Origin of the sequence: Microbacterium sp. AB, assembly GCF_032878875.1 — a bacterium.
Taxonomy (GTDB): domain Bacteria; phylum Actinomycetota; class Actinomycetes; order Actinomycetales; family Microbacteriaceae; genus Microbacterium; species Microbacterium betulae.
On the sequence record NZ_CP118157.1, the window covers coordinates 1,133,195 to 1,150,012 of the forward strand.

The window sequence follows — 16,818 nt, forward strand, 5'->3', positions numbered from 1 at the left end:
GAGCGCAACGGGGCTGCGCCGGGGCGCGGCCTGCCTTTAGCATGCAGTCATGGCGAAGACGACGAAGGCAGAGCGCGCAGCGCAGGAATCGCTCGATGCGGCGGCGGCCGCCGCGAAGGCGGCCAAGAAGACCGCGAAGAGACTCCCGAAGAAGGCCGCCAAGGAGGTCAAGGCCCTCGCCGCCGAGGCGGCGAAGGTCGCGGAGACGCCCAGGAAGAAGATCGCGAAGTCGCCCAAGAAGGTCACGCGGCGTGCCGAGAAGGCGACGGACGTGCTTCTGGAGGCCGCGGCGGCGGCGAAGAGCAAGGCGGACAAGGCGGCGCGCAAGGCCGAGGAGAAGGCGGAGAAGGCCGCGGCCGAGAAGAAGGCGGCGCGCAAGGCGGAGAAGAAGGCCGCGGAGAAGGCCGAGAACGCGAAGCGAAAGGCCGCGGAACCGATCGAGAAGGTCGTCGAGGAGATCGCCGCCGCGCCGAAGCCGGCGCCTCGGCGACGTGCGACGCGTCCGTCCCGCGCGCGGGCCGACGATCTCGCGACGCTCACCGTCGCACAGCTGCGCATCCGCGCCCGCCAGGCGGGCAAGTCGGGCTACTCGCGGCTGAACAAGGCCGATCTCATCGGCCTGCTCCGCGGCTGACCCTCCCCGCAGGGCGGGTGCCGTCGCCCCGCCGGAGGCGCCGGGACGGAGCCCCGGCGCCTCCGGTCGTGCTCGGAGCTCAGAACGCGTAGTCGACGACGACGGGCGCGTGGTCGGTCCAGCGCTCGGCGTACGAGGCGTGACGGTCGACGCGGTACGCGCTGACGCGCTCGGCGAGCGGGGGAGTGGCGAGCTGATAGTCGATGCGCCATCCCGTGTCGTTGTCGAACGCCTGCCCGCGCTGCGACCACCAGGTGTAGGGACCCGGGACGTCGCCGTGGAAACGCCGCCCGACGTCGACCCATCCGAGCCCGGAGCCCGTCGTGCCGTCCGCGCAGTCCACCGGCTCCCCCGACGGCGTGAGCCACCGGTCGAAGTACGCCCGTTCGCGCGGCAGGAAGCCCGCCTTCTTGACGTTGCCCTTCCAGTTCTTGATGTCGAGCTCGCGGTGGCCGACGTTGAGGTCGCCCGTCACGACGGCGAGCGCCCCGTCGGCGGCGAGCTCCGGCAGGCGCACGCTCATCGCGTCGAGGAACGCCCACTTCTGCTCCTGCTTGGGCGTGTCCGCCTCGCCCGTGAAGACGTAGGCGCTGACGACCGTGAGCGTCGAGCCGTCGATCTCGAAGTCGGCCTCGAGCCAGCGTCCGTTCGACTCGACGGAGTCGTCGCCGAGCTCGAGACGCCAGGCCGTCGGCTCGAGCCGGCTCGCGACGGCCACGCCCGCGCGGCCCTTCTGCAGCGCCCTGTCCTCGAGGATGTGCCAGCCGGGGAGGGCGGCGTCGAGGTGCTCCCGCTCCCCGCGCACCTCCTGGAGGGTGAGGATGTCGACGTCGGCGGCGTCGAGCCAGGCATTGAGCCCCTTGCGGGTCGCGGCGCGGATGCCGTTGACGTTGACGGTGGCGATGCGGAGGGTACGAGACATGCCCACCAACCTACTGGCGGCCTCCGACATCGACGTCAGAGCACGCTGTCGCGCCCGCCCTCGTGCAGCCTTCCGACGACGCCCTTCACGCGCTGCGCGTGCTGGTTGGTCGTGACGAGCAGTGCGTCGTCGGTGTCCACGACGATGAGGTCCTCGACGCCGATCACCGCGATCACGCGGTTCGTCTGCGACACGATGAGGCCCGTCGACTCGTCGACGATGACCTTGTCGTTCGCGCCGAGCACGCTCATCCGGTCGGTGTCGCCGTCCGAGATGAGGTTCGACAGGCTCGCGAAGTCCCCCACGTCGTCCCAGTCGAACTGGCCGGGCACGACGGCGAGCCGGCCCGTGGCCGCCGCCGGCTCCGCGACGGCGTAGTCGATCGCGATCTTCTTCAGCCCGGGCCACACGCGGGCGACCGCCTCGTCCCTGCGTGCCGGGTCGTCCCACGCCTCCGCGATCTCGAGGAGCCCGGCGTGCAGCTCGGGCTCGTTCGCCTTCAGCTCGTCGAGCAGCACATCGGCGCGGGAGATGAACATGCCCGCGTTCCAGAGGAACGACCGGTCCGCGTAGTACCGGCGCGCGGTCTCGAGATCGGGCTTCTCGACGAAGGCGTCGACCATCGCCGCCAGCGGGGCGCCCTCGACGACGAGCTCGGCGCCCGTCTTGATGTACCCGAAGCCGACGGCGGGCTCCGAGGGCTGGATGCCGATCGTGCAGATGTAGCCCTCGCGCGCGACCGCGACGGCCTGGCGCACGGTGAACTCGAACACCCTCTGCCGCTTGATGACGTGGTCGGCCGCGAAGGACCCGATGACCACGTCGGGCGAGCGGCGGTGCAGGATGGCCGCCGCGAGGCCGATCGCCGCGGCCGACTCGCGGGGATCGGCCTCGACGAAGACGTTCCGCTCCGGGATGTCGGGGAGCGTGTTCTCGACTTTCGGCCCGTGCGCGCGCCCGGTGACGACCGCGATGTGCTCGCGTCCGGCGAGGGGGAGCAGGCGATCCCACGTCTCCTGCAGCAGCGAGCGGCCGGAACCCGTGAGGTCGTGGAGGAACTTCGGCGTCTCCGCCCGGGAGAGAGGCCACAGCCGCGAGCCGACGCCCCCGGCGGGGATGACGGCGAAGAAGTCCTGGATCGGTTCAGCCATGCGCACCAGGCTACAAGGCCCGGCAGGCCGCGCCGTCGGCGGCCGATCCGGCGAGGCGGGTCTCTCGACATCGAGACACTTAGGCTCCCCTCATTGGAGGGGGACGCGTCCCTGGGAGTACCGTGAGAGACGATCGGCGGCGGTTCCGTGTGCCCGCCTCGCAGCCCGAAGAGCAGGAGGACGATCTTGTCTGCTACAGCGCGACCGACACCTCAGGTGTCGGAGACGACGTCGAGAGTGCCGAGGGGCACGCTGTATCGAGGCCGCGAGGGCATGTGGTCGTGGGTGCTCCACCGCATCACCGGCATCGCCATCTTCTTCTTCCTCCTGGTGCACGTGCTCGACACGGCCCTCATCCGCGTCTCGCCGGAGGCGTACGACGCGGTCATCGGCACCTACCAGACGCCCATCATGGGCCTCGGCGAGGTGGCTCTCGTCGGCGCGATCGTGTTCCACGCCTTCAACGGCCTGCGCATCATCCTCGTCGACTTCTGGGCGAAGGGCGCGAAGTACCAGCGCCAGCTCTTCTGGGGCGTGCTCGGGCTGTGGGCCGTGACCATGGCCGGCTTCGCCCCGCGCCACCTCATGAACGTGTTCGGCGAGATGGCAGGAGGCCACTGATGACCACCGCAGATCTCGCCGCGCCGCGCTCGCCGCAGCGGCCGTCGCGGAACAAGGGGCTGAACCTCGAGAAGTGGGGCTGGCTCTACATGCGCGTCTCGGGCGTGCTGCTGATCGTGCTCATCTTCGGCCACCTCTTCGTGAACCTCATGCTGCCCGAGGGCGGCGTGCACGCGATCGACTTCGCGTTCGTCGCGGGCAAGTTCGCCTCGCCGTTCTGGCAGTGGTGGGACGTGCTCATGCTCTGGCTCGCGTTCATCCACGGCGCCAACGGCATGCGGACGATCGTCAACGACTACGTGCAGGGCAAGACCGTGCGCACCGCGCTCGTGTGGGTCATCGGCGTCGTCGCGGCGCTCATGATCGTGCTCGGCACGCTGGTGGTCTTCACCTTCGACCCGTGCGCCGGCGTGTTCGGCGCGTTCGAGAACCCCGACAGCGTGCTGTACGAGGTCTGCCGGGCCGCAGCCGAGTGAGAGGGAATGACGGAAGAGACGTGAGCACACAGCACCCCGAGGCCGTTCTCAAGGACGGCGTCTACTACCACGAGTTCGACGTCGTCATCGTGGGCGCCGGCGGCGCCGGAATGCGCGCGGCGATCGAGGCGGGCCCCGGCGCGAGGACCGCCGTCATCACCAAGCTGTACCCGACGCGCTCGCACACGGGCGCGGCGCAGGGCGGGATGGCCGCGGCGCTCGCGAACGTCGAAGAGGACTCGTGGGAGTGGCACACCTTCGACACCGTCAAGGGCGGGGACTACCTCGTCGACCAGGACGCGGCGGAGATCCTCGCCAAGGAGGCGATCGAGGCCGTCATCGACCTCGAGAACATGGGCCTTCCGTTCAACCGCACGCCGGAGGGCAAGATCGACCAGCGCCGGTTCGGCGGTCACACCGCCGAGCACGGCAAGACGCCGGTCCGCCGCGCCTGCTACGCGGCAGACCGCACCGGCCACATGATCCTGCAGACGCTGTTCCAGAACTGCGTCAAGCTGGGCATCAACTTCTTCAACGAGTACTACGCGCTCGACCTCATCACGGTGAAGGACGACGACGGCACGACGAAGATCGCGGGCGTCGTCGCGTACGAGCTCGCCACGGGCGATCTGCACGTCTTCCACTCGAAGGCCGTCGTCTTCGCCACGGGCGGCTTCGGGAAGGTCTTCAAGACCACCTCCAACGCCCACACCCTCACGGGGGACGGCGTCGGCATCATCTGGCGCAAGGGGCTGCCGCTCGAGGACATCGAGTTCTTCCAGTTCCATCCGACGGGCCTCGCGGGGCTCGGCATCCTCCTCACCGAGGGCGCACGAGGCGAGGGCGCCATCCTGCGCAACGCGTCGGGCGAGCGCTTCATGGAGCGCTACGCGCCGACCATCAAGGACCTCGCGCCGCGCGACATCGTCGCCCGCTGCATGGTCAAGGAGGTCCTGGAGGGCAGAGGAGCCGGCCCGAACAAGGACTACGTCTACCTCGACTGCACCCACCTGGGCGCCGAGGTGCTCGAGACCAAGCTCCCCGACATCACCGAGTTCGCGCGCACCTACCTCGGCGTCGACCCCGTGGTCGAGCCGGTGCCGGTCATGCCGACCGCGCACTACGCGATGGGCGGCATCCCGACGAACAACGACGGCGAGGTGCTGGCCGACAACACCACGGTGGTGCCCGGCCTGTACGCCGCGGGCGAGTGCGCGTGCGTCTCCGTGCACGGCGCGAACCGCCTCGGCACGAACTCGCTGCTCGACATCAACGTGTTCGGCAAGAGAAGCGGCCGCAACGCGGTCGAGTACGTCAAGACGGCGGACTTCGTGCCGCTCCCCGAGGACCCGGCGAAGGAGGTGCGGGAGCTCCTCGAGGGCATCCGCACCGCCCAGGGCACCGAGCGCATCGCCGACATCCGGCGCACGCTGCAGGAGGAGATGGACGCCAACGCGCAGGTGTTCCGCACGGAGGAGACCCTGACGAACGTCATGGGCACCATCCACGACCTGCGCGAGCGCTACAAGAACATCTACGTCGACGACAAGGGCAAGCGGTTCAACACCGACCTGCTCGAGGCCGTCGAGCTCGGGTTCCTGCTCGACCTCGCGGAGATCGTCGCGTACGCGGCACGCAACCGCAAGGAGAGCCGCGGCGGCCACATGCGCGAGGACTACCCGGACCGCGACGACGAGAACTACATGCAGCACACGATGGCCTACCTCACGGGCGACCCCCACTCGCCCGATCCCGAGGACCACATCAAGCTGGACTGGAAGCCCGTCGTGTTCACGAAGAACGCGCAGGGCGAGCTCACCTATCCGCCGTTGGAGAGGAAGTACTGATGTCGATCGTCGCCGATGCTCCCCAGGCTCCCGAGGCCGCCATCCAGTCGTATCTCGTCACCTTCATCCTGCGTCGCTTCGATCCCGAGGTCGACGACGAGCCGCGCTGGGTGGACTACGACGTGGAGATGTACCCCACCGACCGCGTGCTCGACGCGCTCCACAAGATCAAGTGGGAGGTGGACGGCTCGTTGACGTTCCGTCGCTCGTGCGCCCACGGGATCTGCGGCTCCGACGCCATGCGCATCAACGGGCGCAACCGGCTCGCCTGCAAGACGCTCATCAAGGACCTCGACATCTCGAAGCCGATCTACGTCGAGGCGATCAAGGGCCTGCCGCTCGAGAAGGACCTCGTCGTCGACATGGACCCGTTCTTCGCGGCCTACCGCGACGTGCAGCCCTTCCTGCAGTCGTCGAGCGCGCCGACGCCCGGGAAGGAGCGCCTGCAGACGATCGCCGACCGCGAGCGCTTCGACGACACCACGAAGTGCATCCTCTGCGCCGCGTGCACCTCGTCGTGCCCCGTGTTCTGGACGGACGGGCAGTACTTCGGCCCCGCCGCGATCGTCAACGCGCACCGATTCATCTTCGACTCGCGCGACGACGAGGCCCAGGTGCGCCTCGACATCCTCAACGACAAGGAGGGCGTGTGGCGGTGCCGCACGACCTTCAACTGCACCGAGGCGTGCCCGCGCGGCATCGAGGTCACCAAGGCCATCGCCGAGGTCAAGCAGGCCGTCCTCCGGGGCGGTCGCTGAGCTCGGGCCCGGTCCGACGCGAGAGGGCCCCGGGAGACCTCCCGGGGCCCTCTCGCGTGCGCGGCGCTCCGTCGTCGCGGTCTCCTTCCGCGCGGCGAGGTACTCCCCGCGCCGGCGGCCGGGCTCCCAGCCGGTGTCGACCACGCGGCGCGGGAAGACCGACGCGGCGACGACGAGGACGACGGCCAGCGGGATGCACCGTGTGACGTTTTGTAACTATCCCGTTTCGGGAGCCGGGAATCGTCGTTTCGCGCTGTGCGCGCCGACTAGCGTGAGCACATTGGCTCCGCGCCGGTTCGGGGCCCGCACACTCTGGAGGACAGTGTGAAGAACACCAAGAAGGCTGCGCTCAGCGGACTCGCGCTCACCGCATCGGCCGTCCTGCTGGCCGCCTGCGGCTCGGCCCCGGAGGAGACCACCGGGAGCGACGTCGTCGAGGACGACTTCCTGCCCTGCCTCATCTCCGACGAGGGCGGGTGGAACGACCGGTCGTTCAACCAGTCGGCCAAGGAGGGCATGGACCGCGCCGCCGAGGAGCTCGGCATCGAGCCCACCGAGATGGAGTCGACGAGCGCGAACGACTACGCCCCGAACCTCGAGACGCTCGTCTCGGAAGGCTGCTCGCTCATCATCTCGGTCGGCTTCAACCTCTCGGCGGCCACCGTCGAGTCCGCGCTGGCGAACCCCGACATCGACTACGCCATCATCGACGACTGGGCCGACAACGACTTCGACGGCGAGACGGACGCGCCGAACATCAAGCCGCTCGTCTTCGACGCGGCGCAGGCCGCCTACCTCGGCGGCTACGCGGCAGCGGCGTGGTCCGCCGAGTCGGGCGTGAACAAGGTCGGGACCTTCGGCGGCATGCAGATCCCGTCGGTGGCGGTGTTCATGGACGGCTACCAGCTCGGCGTCGAGAAGTACAACGAGGACAAGGGCGCCTCGGTGGAGCTCGTCGGCTGGGACATCGAGTCGCAGACCGGCTCGTTCACGGGCGGCTTCGAGGCGAACGACGTCGCGCGCCAGACCGCGCAGGGCGTGCTCGACCAGGGCGTCGACGTGATCCTGCCCGTGGGCGGCCCCATCTACACGAGCGCCGCGGCGGCCATCCAGGACGGCGGCGACGACGTCCTGCTGCTCGGCGTCGACAGCGACCTCGCGGTGAAGGACCCCGACCTCGCCGGCATCACCTACGTGTCGGTGCTGAAGGCGATCGACCAGGCCGTCTACGACGCCACGACCACCGCCGCGGCGGGGGACTACGACGTGACGCCGTACATCGGCACGCTGGAGAACGACGGCGTCGGGCTCTCGAGCTTCCACGACTTCGAGTCGCAGCTGCCCGAGGGGCTCGTGGACGAGATCGCGGCGCTGCAGGAGCAGATCGTCGCCGGCGACATCGTCGTCGAGTCCCCCAACTCGCCGTAGCGCGAGACGTGCGCATCGGGGCGACCGGGCCCGGGCCCGGTCGCCCCGATGCGCGCTCCCGCCTCGTCTGTCCTCGACCATCCGTGCACGGTAGGGTGCCCACATGAAGCTCGAGCTCCGCGGAATCACCAAGCGATTCGGCAGCCTCGTCGCCAACGACCACATCGACCTCGCCGTCCGGCCCGGCGAGATCCACGCGCTCCTCGGCGAGAACGGCGCGGGGAAGTCGACCCTCATGAACGTCCTCTACGGCCTGTACCAGGCCGACGAGGGCGAGATCCTGCTCGACGACGTGCCGCAGCGCTTCCGGGGCCCGGGCGACGCGATGGCGGCGGGCATCGGGATGGTGCACCAGCACTTCATGCTCGTCCCCGTGTTCACGGTCGCCGAGAACGTCGCCCTCGGTCACGAGAAGGTGCGCCGCTCCGGCGCCCTCGACCTCGGCGCAGCGCGCGCGCAGGTGCGCGCCGTCGCCGACCGGTTCGGCTTCCACGTCGATCCCGACGCGATCGTCGAGGAGCTGCCGGTCGGCGTGCAGCAGCGCGTCGAGATCATCAAGGCGCTCGCCCGGGACGCCCGCGTGCTCGTCTTCGACGAGCCGACCGCCGTCCTCACCCCGCAGGAGACCGACGAGCTGATGTCCATGATGCGGCAGCTGCGCGACGAGGGGACGGGCATCGTCTTCATCACCCACAAGCTGCGGGAGGTGCGCGAGGTGGCCGACCGCATCACCGTCATCCGCCGGGGCCGCGTCGTCGGCGAGGCCTCGCCCACCTCCACCAACGCCGAGCTCGCCTCGCTCATGGTCGGGCGCGCCGTCGAGCTGACGGTGCAGAAGACGCCGGCCGTGCCCCGGGACGGCGGGCTCGTCGTCGAGAACCTGCGCGTGCGCACCGACGAGGGCGTCGTCGTCGTCGACGACGTGAGCTTCGAGGTCCGACCGGGGGAGATCCTCGCGATCGCGGGCGTGCAGGGCAACGGCCAGACGGAGCTCGCCGAGGCGCTCGTGGGGCTCGAGGGCCACGTGACGGGATCGATCACGCTCGACGGCACGGAGCTCCTGGGCGCGTCCGTCCGCCGGATCCTCGACGCGGGCGTCGGCTTCGTCCCGGAGGACCGGAAGGTGGACGGCCTCGTCGCGGGCATGTCGATCGCGGAGAACCTCGTGCTCGACCGCTCGGACGCGCCGGAGTTCGTCCGCGCCGGCACGCTGCGCCGCGGTGCGCTCGACGACTTCGCCCGTGACCGCATCGAGGAGTTCGACATCCGCGCACAGGGGCCGCTCACACCGGCGGGCACCCTCTCCGGCGGCAACCAGCAGAAGGTCGTCGTCGCGCGGGAGATGAGCCGCGACCTCAAGCTGCTCCTCGCGGCGCAGCCCACCCGCGGCGTCGACGTCGGCTCCGTCGAGTTCATCCACAACCGCATCGTCGAGGCGCGCGACGCGGGCGTGGCCGTCGTCGTCGTCTCCACCGAGCTCGACGAGGTGGTCGCGCTCGCCGACCGCATCGCGGTGATGTACCGCGGCAGGGTCGTCGGGATCGTGCCGAACGACACCCCGCGCGACGTCCTCGGCCTCATGATGGCCGGCGCCCAGGAGGCGGCCGCATGAGCGAGACCGTCCCCGCGCCTCAGACGCCCCAGCCCCGCACCGTCGCCCCCGAGACGGATGCGCCGCGCTCGAACCGGGTGCTCCGCGAGATCCTGCGCGGCAGCGTCGTCACATCGTTCCTCGCGCTCGTGGTCGCGCTCCTCATCGGCGGCGTCCTCATCGCGGTCACGGACGAGGAGGTGCGCGCGGCGGCCGGATACCTCTTCGCTCGGCCGGGCGACACGGTCGCGGCGATCGGGAACGCCGTCTACGGCGGCTACGAGGCCCTCTTCCGCGGCGCGATCTACAACTCGCGCGCCGACGACCTCCTCACGGGCCTCCGGCCCCTGACGAACACGCTCGGCAACGCCGCGCCGCTCATCGCGGCCGGGCTCGGCGTCGCCCTCGCCTTCCGTGTCGGCATGTTCAACATCGGCGCGCAGGGCCAGATCCTCTTCGGCGCCGCGTTCTCCGCACTGCTGACCTTCCGCCTCGACCTGCCGATCGGGCTGCAGCTTCCCCTCACGCTCGTGGCGGGAATCGTCGGCGGCGCCATCTGGGCCGGCATCGCGGGGCTCCTCAAGGCGCGGACGGGCGCGCACGAGGTCATCCTCACGATCATGCTCAACTACATCGCGGTCTACCTCGTGGACTGGATGGTGAGCACCGCGGGCGTGCTGCAGAAGGCGGGATCGAACCAGCCGATCTCCGAGGCGACCCCCGTCTCCGGCCGGTTCCCCGATCTCTTCGGCCCGCAGTTCCCCAATCTGGACGTCGGCTTCCTCGTCGTCATCGTGGCGACCGTGTTCGTGTGGTGGCTCATGGAGCGCTCGAGCCTCGGCCTGCGGATGCGCGCGGTCGGGGAGAACCCCCACGCGGCACGCGCGGCCGGCATCTCCGTCCCGCGCATCTACGTCTACGCGATGCTCTTCGCCGGCGGTCTCGCAGGGCTCGCGGCCATGAACCAGGTCCAGGGCGCCGTCACGAGCGGCTTCGACAGCCACATCGACGCCGGGTTCGGCTTCGACGCGATCACCGTAGCGCTCCTCGGCCGCAGCCGTGCCTGGGGCACGTTCGTCGCGGGCATCCTGTTCGGCGCGCTCAAGGCGGGCAGCTACACCATGCAGGCGTCCGAGGGCATCCCCGTCGACATCGTGCTCGTCGTGCAGGCGCTCGTCGTGCTGTTCGTCGCGGCGCCCCCGCTCATCCGCACGATGTTCTTCCTGCCGAAGGACGAGTCCGAGAAGAGCGCCAGGGCGCGAGCCAGGGCCGCACGGAAGGCGGTGGCGTGATGAGCGGGATCGCAGCTCCTGCGGCGGGAGAGGCGCTCGCCCCCGTCGTCGTCCGCGTGCGGCACCTGAAGGCCTCCGTCACGCTCGGGATCGTCACCGTGCTGCTGGGCGCGCTGTTCCTCCTCGCCCCGCGCGACGGCTGGACGACCTATCGTCTGAGCACCGCCGACGCGCTCATCCCGATCGGCGAGGTGAGCATCCCGACCGCTCCGTTCACCTGGGGCGTCCTCGCGGTGCTCGCGGCCCTCACCGCCTGGGCGATCGCCGACGCCTGGGCCTACCGGCGGACGAGCGCCTGGCTCTCGATCGCATACGGCGTCCTCGCGCTCTTCGGCTTCCTCACGTGGGCCGGATCGGGCGGCCTCGTGCCCGTCGTGAGCCTGCTCTCCGGCGCGCTGTCGATCTCCGTCCCCATCGTCTTCGGGGCGCTCGGCGGCGTCATCGGCGAGCGCGTCGGCGTCGTGAACGTCGCGATCGAGGGGCAGCTGCTCCTGGGCGCGTTCAGCGCCGCCCTGCTGTCGAGCATCACCGGGAGCCCGTTCGTGGGTCTCCTCGGCGCCATGGTCGGCGGCGTCCTCGTCTCGCTCGTCCTGGCGGTCTTCTCGATCAAGTACCTCGTCGAGCAGGTCATCGTGAGCGTCGTCCTCAACGTCCTCGTGACGGGTCTCACGGGCTTCCTCTTCGGCATCCTGCTCGTCCCGAACGAGCTGGAGCTCAACCGGCCGGCGACGTTCGACCGGCTGCCGATCCCGGGCCTCGTGGAGATCCCCGTCATCGGGCCGGTGCTGTTCAACCAGACCTTCCTCGTCTACTTCATGTACGTCGCGGTCGCGATCGTCGCCTGGGGCCTCTATCGCACGCGCTGGGGCCTGCGCGTGCGGGCGGTCGGAGAGCACCCGCAGGCCGCCGACACCGTCGGCATCAGGGTCAACCCCACGCGCTTCTGGAACGTGAACCTCGCCGGGGCCCTCGCGGGCGCGGGCGGGGCCTACTTCACGCTCGTGTCGGTGCCGCAGTTCAACGAGGAGATGACGGGCGGACTCGGGTACATCGCGCTCGCCGCGGTGATCTTCGGCCGGTGGGACCCCGTCCGCGCGACGCTCGCCGCGCTGCTGTTCGGCTTCGCGACCAACCTGCAGAACCTGCTCTCGGTGCTGGGCACCCCCATCCCGAGCCAGTTCATGCTCATGCTGCCGTACGTCGTGACGATCCTCGCGGTGGCCGGCTTCGTCGGCCAGTCGCGCGGGCCCGCGGCCTCCGGCAAGCCGTACATCAAGGGCTGAGATGACCGACATCGACTGGGACGCGCTGCGCGTCGTCGCGACCGACGCCATGACGAAGGCGTACGCGCCGTACTCCGGGTTCCCCGTCGGGGCGGCCGCGCTCGTGACCGACGGCCGCGTCGTCGCCGGCTGCAACACCGAGAACGCCTCCTACGGCGTGGGCCTGTGCGCGGAGTGCGGGCTCGTCTCGAACCTCGCCATGACGGGCGGCGGCAGGCTCGTCGCGTTCGTGTGCGTCGATCGCGAGGGCCGCACCCTCATGCCCTGCGGGCGCTGCCGCCAGCTGCTGTTCGAGCACGCCCTCCCCGGGATGCTGCTCGAGACGGTGTCGGGCATCCGGAGCATCGAAGAGGTGCTGCCCGACGCGTTCGGACCCCGAGACCTGGAGGAGCGATGACCGCGCCCGAGCCCTTCGACGCCGTCGACGTCATCCGCGCCAAGCGCGACGGCGGGCGCGTCCCCGAGGACGCGCTGCGCTGGATGATCGACGCCTATACGCGCGGATACGTCGCGGACGCGCAGATGTCGGCGTTCACGATGGCGATCCTCCTCAACGGGATGGAGCGCGACGAGATCCGCGTGATGACGGACGCCATGATCGCGTCGGGCGAGCGGATGTCGTTCGCCTCGCTCGGCAGGCCGACGGCGGACAAGCACTCCACCGGCGGCGTGGGCGACAAGATCACGCTGCCGCTCGCGCCGCTCGTGGCGACGTTCGGCGTGGCCGTGCCGCAGCTGTCGGGCCGCGGGCTCGGGCACACGGGCGGGACCCTCGACAAGCTCGAGTCGATCCCCGGGTGGCGCGCCGCCCTGTCGAACGAGGAGCTGTTCGCGCAGCTCGGCGACGTCGGCGCGGTGATCTGCGCCGCCGGGGCAGGGCTCGCGCCCGCCGACAAGAAGCTGTACGCGCTGCGCGACGTGACCGGGACGGTCGAGGCCATCCCGCTCATCGCGTCGAGCATCATGTCGAAGAAGATCGCGGAGGGCACGGACGCGCTCGTGCTCGACGTGAAGTTCGGCTCGGGCGCGTTCATGAAGGACCATGCCCGCGCGCGCGAGCTCGCGGAGACGATGGTCGCGCTCGGCTCCGACTCCGGCGTGAAGACCTCCGCCCTCCTGACCGACATGAACGCGCCGCTCGGCCGCGCCATCGGCAACGCCAACGAGGTGCGCGAGTCGGTGGAGGTGCTCGCCGGCGCCGGCCCCGCCGACGTCGTCGAGCTCACCGTCGCCCTCGCGCGCGAGATGCTCGCTCTCGCCGGGCGACCCGACGCCGATGTCGAGGGCGCGCTCGCCGACGGCCGCGCCATGGACACGTGGCGGCGGATGATCCGCGCGCAGGACGGCGACCCCGACGCGCCCCTCCCGACGCCGCGGGAGACGCACACGGTCGCGGCGAGCCGTTCGGGCGTCGTGACGCGCATGGACGCGTTCGACTTCGGCGTCGCGGCGTGGCGCCTGGGAGCGGGCCGGGCGCGCGCGCAGGATCCCGTCGTGCACGCCGCGGGCATCGACCTCCTCGCGAAGCCCGGAGACATCGTCTCCGAGGGGCAGCCGCTCTTCACGCTCAGCGCGGACGACGCCGCACGGTTCGACCGCGCGCTCGCCGCGCTCGACGGGGCGTACGAGATCGGGGACACCGCTCCCGAGCGGCCGCCGATCGTGCGCGAGCGCATCACGGCCTGAGCGGCCGCCCTTCGTCCCGTCGAGCACGCGGCTTCGGGGCCTACGCTCGACATCGGACCATCCACCCGCGCACGACCATCCTGGAGGCCGACATGGCGCCCGAACCGACCGCCGAACCCCGCGTGCAGGGCGTGAAGCTGCGCGACCTGCCGAAGGTGTCGCTGCACGACCACCTCGACGGCGGGCTGCGCCCCGAGACGATCGTCGAGCTCGCCGAGGGGACGGAGGTGGCGCTCCCCGCCTCGGACCCGGCGGCACTCGGCGCGTGGTTCGCCGATCAGAGCGAGTCGGGGTCGCTCGTGGAGTACCTCACGACCTTCGAGATCACGACCGGCGTCATGCAGACGCGCGAGGCGCTCACACGCGTGGCGCGCGAGTTCGTCGAGGACCTCGCGGACGACGGCGTCGTGTACGGCGAGGTCCGGTGGGCGCCCGAGCAGCACCTCGACGGCGGACTGTCCCTGGAAGAGGCCGTGGAGGCGGTGCAGGAGGGCATCGAGCAGGGGGAGGACGTCGCCGAGGACGCCGGCAGGAGCATCCGCGTCGGGCAGATCCTCTCGGCGATGCGCCAGGGCGATCGCGTCCGGGAGATCGCCGAGCTCGCCGTCGCGTTCCGCCAGGACGGCGTGGCCGGCTTCGACATCGCGGGCCCGGAGGACGGCTTCCCGCCGTCGCGGCACCGGGCCGCGTTCGACTACCTCGCGGGGGAGTTCTTCCCCGTGACGGTGCACGCGGGTGAGGCGGCGGGCGTCTCGTCGATCCGGTCGGCGCTGCTCGACGGCCGGGCGCTCCGCCTGGGCCACGGCGTCGCGATCGCGCGCGACGTCGACGTCGTCTCCCGGGAGGGCGAGGAGGTCCTCGTGCAGTTCGGCGATCTGGCGCGGTGGGTGCGCGACCGTGAGATCCCGCTCGAGCTGTCGCCCACGTCGAACCTGCAGACCGGCGCGATCGCGCACTGGGGCTCGCAGATCGAGGACCATCCGTTCGACCTGCTCTACCAGCTGGGCTTCTGCGTCACGGTCAACACCGACAACCGGCTCATGAGCCGCACCTCGCTCACCCGCGAGCTGGCCGTCCTGGTGACGGCGTTCGGCTACGACCTCGACGACATCGAGCGGTTCCAGCTCAACGCGGCCGCGGCGGCGTTCCTCCCCGTCGAGCAGCGCGAGGAGCTCATCGACCTCATCGCCGAGGGATTCGCCCGGTAGCCGGGGCGGGCGTCAGCGGCGTCCGCGGAGCAGCGCGTCCAGCACGCCCGGGTCCGTCGTCGGCAGGCGGCACGCGAAGCCCTCGCACAGGTAGGCGGCGGGGTCGCCGCCGATCGGCGTGCGCTCGGCGAAGAGGGCGAACCCCGCGTCCGCGAACCGTCGCGCCTGCGTCTCGGCGAGGATCGAGAGCGTGCGCCCCGGAGCGGCCCGTTCCCGGGCTCGGGCCGCGAGCGGTGAGACGCTGGCGTCCTGCCCGTCCGGGACGACGATCACAAGCTGTTCCGCGGGCCCTGCCGCGACCCGCGAGGCGACGGCGAGCGCCGCGCCGTACGCGATCGGCGCGGGCAGCGCCGCAGGCAGGACGGGGCGCAGAGCGCTCTCGGCGATCCTCTCGTGACCCGCGTCGCCGGTGAGGGCGGCGAGCAGTGCCGCGGCGTCGGCGACGAGCACGGTGCCGGAGGGCGATGCCCCGTCGCTTCCGCCCTCGGCGCGCCGGATGCCGCTCCGCGCGAGCACGGGATCGGCGCGCCCGGGCGGCAGCACGTCGTCGCCCGCCGCGCACGCCATGACGAGCTCGCGCGCCAGGACCGCGTACTCCGCGTCGCCCGAGGCGAGGGCGAGCCGCAGCAGCCCGCCGGCCAGCCCGCCGTAGTCCTCCAGGGTCGCGACGGCGTCGGACGTCCGTCCGTCCCGTCGCGCCCGCCGCAGGCGCAGGCCCTCCGGCGCGCGGTCGACGAGCGTCTCGATCACCGTGCCGGCCGCCTCCCGGGCGGCGCGGACCCAGTCCGCCCGGCCGAACCGCAGGCCCGCGTCGGACAGAGCGCCGACGGCGATGCCGTTGAGGCCCGTCAGCACCTTCGCGTCGACCGCGGGGCGCGGCTGCCGGGCACGCCCCGCGGCGTCGAGGGCGTAGTAGCCCCCCTCGCTGCGCCGGCCGTCGACGAGGCTCTCCGAGTCCTGGGCCGAGGCGAACGAGCCGTCGGGACGCCGCAGCACGTCGAGCAGGAAGCCCGCGACGGCGTCGGCGGCGTCGACGTCGCCGAAGCCGACCGCGAGATCCAGCATCTGGGCGTTGTCCGACAGCATCCGCTCGTAGTGCGGCTCGGTCCAGTCGCGGCGCACGGCGTAACGGAAGAAGCCGCCCTCGACAGGATCCCGCAGCGCCTGCGCGGCCGCATGGAGCCGACGCCCCAGAGCGTCGGCGGCCGCGTCGCCGTGGCGGCCCCGCTCGGCGAGGAACGCGATGACGGGGGCGTTCGGGAACTTGGGCCCCGTGCCGAGCCCGCCGTGCCGAGCGTCCTCGAGCGCCGCGATCGCCGCGACCGCCTCGGCGAGGTCCGTCTCCGACGGCAGCGCGCGGGCGTCGGGCTCCGGACGTGCGGCGAGGGCCTGCGCGATCGCCGCCCCGGTCGCCTCCACCTCGTCCCGGCGCCGCGTCCACGCCTCGGTCACCGCATCGAGGATCTGCCGGAACGACGGAACGTCGCGGACGGGCTGCGGCGGATAGTACGTCCCCGCGTAGAACACCCGTGCCCCCGCCGTCGCGAAGGCCGTCAGCGGCCAGCCGAGCTGCTGCGTGAACGCGCTCGCCGCCGCGATGAAGGCGTCGTCGACGTCGGGATGCTCCTCCCGATCGACCTTGATCGGGACGAAGCGCGCGTTCAGCTCGCGGGCGAGGGCGGGATCCGAGAACGACTCGCGCGCCATGACGTGGCACCAGTGGCACGTGGCGTATCCGATCGACACGAGGACCGGCACGTCGCGGCGCGCGGCCTCGGCGAACGCCTCCTCCCCCCACGGCCACCAGTCCACGGGATTGTCGGCGTGTGCCGCGAGGTACGGGCTCACGGCGTCGCGCAGTCGCTCTGCCATGCCGCCCAGCCTAGGGGGCGGGTCCGGACGCGAGAACGCCCCGCCTCCC

At 71.3% G+C, this 16,818-nt stretch carries 15 protein-coding genes; 12 read left to right on the forward strand and 3 right to left on the reverse strand.

Annotated features, from left to right (window positions below):
• Nucleotides 1-49: 49 nt before the first annotated feature.
• Entirely contained in the window at nucleotides 50-634 is a 585-nt protein-coding gene (locus N8K70_RS05455; RefSeq protein WP_317140590.1) for a hypothetical protein, read from the forward strand.
• A 79-nt stretch (nucleotides 635-713) separates the two neighbouring features.
• On the opposite strand, the gene N8K70_RS05460 is transcribed toward N8K70_RS05455, so the two are convergent.
• Together N8K70_RS05460 and N8K70_RS05465 are read right to left on the reverse strand one after the other, a co-directional pair.
• A complete protein-coding gene (locus tag N8K70_RS05460; RefSeq protein WP_317140591.1) occupies nucleotides 714-1,556 on the reverse strand; it encodes an exodeoxyribonuclease III in 843 nt (280 codons plus the stop codon).
• A 35-nt stretch (nucleotides 1,557-1,591) separates the two neighbouring features.
• Entirely contained in the window at nucleotides 1,592-2,707 is a 1,116-nt protein-coding gene (locus tag N8K70_RS05465) for a mannose-1-phosphate guanylyltransferase (protein ID WP_317140592.1), read from the reverse strand.
• A gap of 186 nt (nucleotides 2,708-2,893) precedes the next feature.
• Between N8K70_RS05465 and sdhC the strand changes: the two genes are divergently transcribed.
• From sdhC to N8K70_RS05520, 11 genes are all read left to right on the forward strand, one after another.
• Nucleotides 2,894-3,328 (forward strand): succinate dehydrogenase, cytochrome b556 subunit, encoded by a 435-nt coding sequence (gene sdhC / locus N8K70_RS05470; RefSeq protein ID WP_317140593.1) that lies wholly within the window; start codon nucleotides 2,894-2,896, stop codon nucleotides 3,326-3,328.
• Complete coding sequence (sdhD, locus tag N8K70_RS05475) at nucleotides 3,328-3,804, forward strand: succinate dehydrogenase, hydrophobic membrane anchor protein (protein ID WP_317140594.1); 477 nt, start codon at nucleotides 3,328-3,330, stop codon at nucleotides 3,802-3,804. Before sdhC ends, sdhD begins: the two co-directional genes overlap by 1 nt.
• 20 nt (nucleotides 3,805-3,824) lie before the next feature.
• Nucleotides 3,825-5,651: a succinate dehydrogenase flavoprotein subunit gene (gene sdhA / locus N8K70_RS05480; protein ID WP_317140595.1), complete on the forward strand. Its 1,827-nt coding sequence runs from the start codon at nucleotides 3,825-3,827 to the stop codon at nucleotides 5,649-5,651.
• Complete coding sequence (locus N8K70_RS05485; RefSeq protein WP_317140596.1) at nucleotides 5,651-6,409, forward strand: succinate dehydrogenase iron-sulfur subunit; 759 nt, start codon at nucleotides 5,651-5,653, stop codon at nucleotides 6,407-6,409. The genes sdhA and N8K70_RS05485 overlap by 1 nt, the downstream gene beginning before the upstream one ends.
• 324 nt (nucleotides 6,410-6,733) lie before the next feature.
• Entirely contained in the window at nucleotides 6,734-7,837 is a 1,104-nt protein-coding gene (locus tag N8K70_RS05490; RefSeq protein ID WP_317140597.1) for a BMP family lipoprotein, read from the forward strand.
• A gap of 103 nt (nucleotides 7,838-7,940) precedes the next feature.
• Complete coding sequence (locus N8K70_RS05495) at nucleotides 7,941-9,449, forward strand: ABC transporter ATP-binding protein (protein WP_317140598.1); 1,509 nt, start codon at nucleotides 7,941-7,943, stop codon at nucleotides 9,447-9,449.
• Nucleotides 9,446-10,720, forward strand: a complete 1,275-nt coding sequence (locus tag N8K70_RS05500) for an ABC transporter permease (RefSeq protein ID WP_317140599.1) — start codon at nucleotides 9,446-9,448, stop codon at nucleotides 10,718-10,720. Before N8K70_RS05495 ends, N8K70_RS05500 begins: the two co-directional genes overlap by 4 nt.
• Entirely contained in the window at nucleotides 10,720-12,003 is a 1,284-nt protein-coding gene (locus N8K70_RS05505) for an ABC transporter permease (protein ID WP_317140600.1), read from the forward strand. The genes N8K70_RS05500 and N8K70_RS05505 overlap by 1 nt, the downstream gene beginning before the upstream one ends.
• Nucleotide 12,004: 1 nt before the next feature.
• Nucleotides 12,005-12,400, forward strand: a complete 396-nt coding sequence (locus tag N8K70_RS05510; protein ID WP_317140601.1) for a cytidine deaminase — start codon at nucleotides 12,005-12,007, stop codon at nucleotides 12,398-12,400.
• Entirely contained in the window at nucleotides 12,397-13,689 is a 1,293-nt protein-coding gene (locus N8K70_RS05515) for a thymidine phosphorylase (protein ID WP_317140602.1), read from the forward strand. Before N8K70_RS05510 ends, N8K70_RS05515 begins: the two co-directional genes overlap by 4 nt.
• A gap of 92 nt (nucleotides 13,690-13,781) precedes the next feature.
• A complete protein-coding gene (locus N8K70_RS05520) occupies nucleotides 13,782-14,897 on the forward strand; it encodes an adenosine deaminase (RefSeq protein WP_317140603.1) in 1,116 nt (371 codons plus the stop codon).
• A 12-nt stretch (nucleotides 14,898-14,909) separates the two neighbouring features.
• Here the strand turns inward: N8K70_RS05520 and N8K70_RS05525 are convergent, their stop codons facing one another.
• Nucleotides 14,910-16,769 (reverse strand): thioredoxin domain-containing protein, encoded by a 1,860-nt coding sequence (locus tag N8K70_RS05525; protein ID WP_317140604.1) that lies wholly within the window; start codon nucleotides 16,767-16,769, stop codon nucleotides 14,910-14,912.
• Between the last annotated feature and the right edge of the window lie 49 nt (nucleotides 16,770-16,818).

Excerpts from the sequence above, each read along its gene's own strand:
- N8K70_RS05460 (WP_317140591.1), bottom strand. The coding sequence starts at position 1,556 with ATGTCTCGTACCCTCCGCATCGCCACCGTCAACGTCAACGGCATCCGC.
- N8K70_RS05505 (WP_317140600.1), top strand. The coding sequence starts at position 10,720 with ATGAGCGGGATCGCAGCTCCTGCGGCGGGAGAGGCGCTCGCCCCCGTC.
- N8K70_RS05500 (WP_317140599.1), top strand. The coding sequence starts at position 9,446 with ATGAGCGAGACCGTCCCCGCGCCTCAGACGCCCCAGCCCCGCACCGTC.
- N8K70_RS05515 (WP_317140602.1), top strand. The coding sequence starts at position 12,397 with ATGACCGCGCCCGAGCCCTTCGACGCCGTCGACGTCATCCGCGCCAAG.
- N8K70_RS05495 (WP_317140598.1), top strand. The coding sequence starts at position 7,941 with ATGAAGCTCGAGCTCCGCGGAATCACCAAGCGATTCGGCAGCCTCGTC.
- N8K70_RS05525 (WP_317140604.1), bottom strand. The coding sequence starts at position 16,769 with ATGGCAGAGCGACTGCGCGACGCCGTGAGCCCGTACCTCGCGGCACAC.
- N8K70_RS05455 (WP_317140590.1), top strand. The coding sequence starts at position 50 with ATGGCGAAGACGACGAAGGCAGAGCGCGCAGCGCAGGAATCGCTCGAT.
- sdhD (WP_317140594.1), top strand. The coding sequence starts at position 3,328 with ATGACCACCGCAGATCTCGCCGCGCCGCGCTCGCCGCAGCGGCCGTCG.
- N8K70_RS05465 (WP_317140592.1), bottom strand. The coding sequence starts at position 2,707 with ATGGCTGAACCGATCCAGGACTTCTTCGCCGTCATCCCCGCCGGGGGC.
- N8K70_RS05510 (WP_317140601.1), top strand. The coding sequence starts at position 12,005 with ATGACCGACATCGACTGGGACGCGCTGCGCGTCGTCGCGACCGACGCC.
- N8K70_RS05485 (WP_317140596.1), top strand. The coding sequence starts at position 5,651 with ATGTCGATCGTCGCCGATGCTCCCCAGGCTCCCGAGGCCGCCATCCAG.
- N8K70_RS05520 (WP_317140603.1), top strand. The coding sequence starts at position 13,782 with ATGGCGCCCGAACCGACCGCCGAACCCCGCGTGCAGGGCGTGAAGCTG.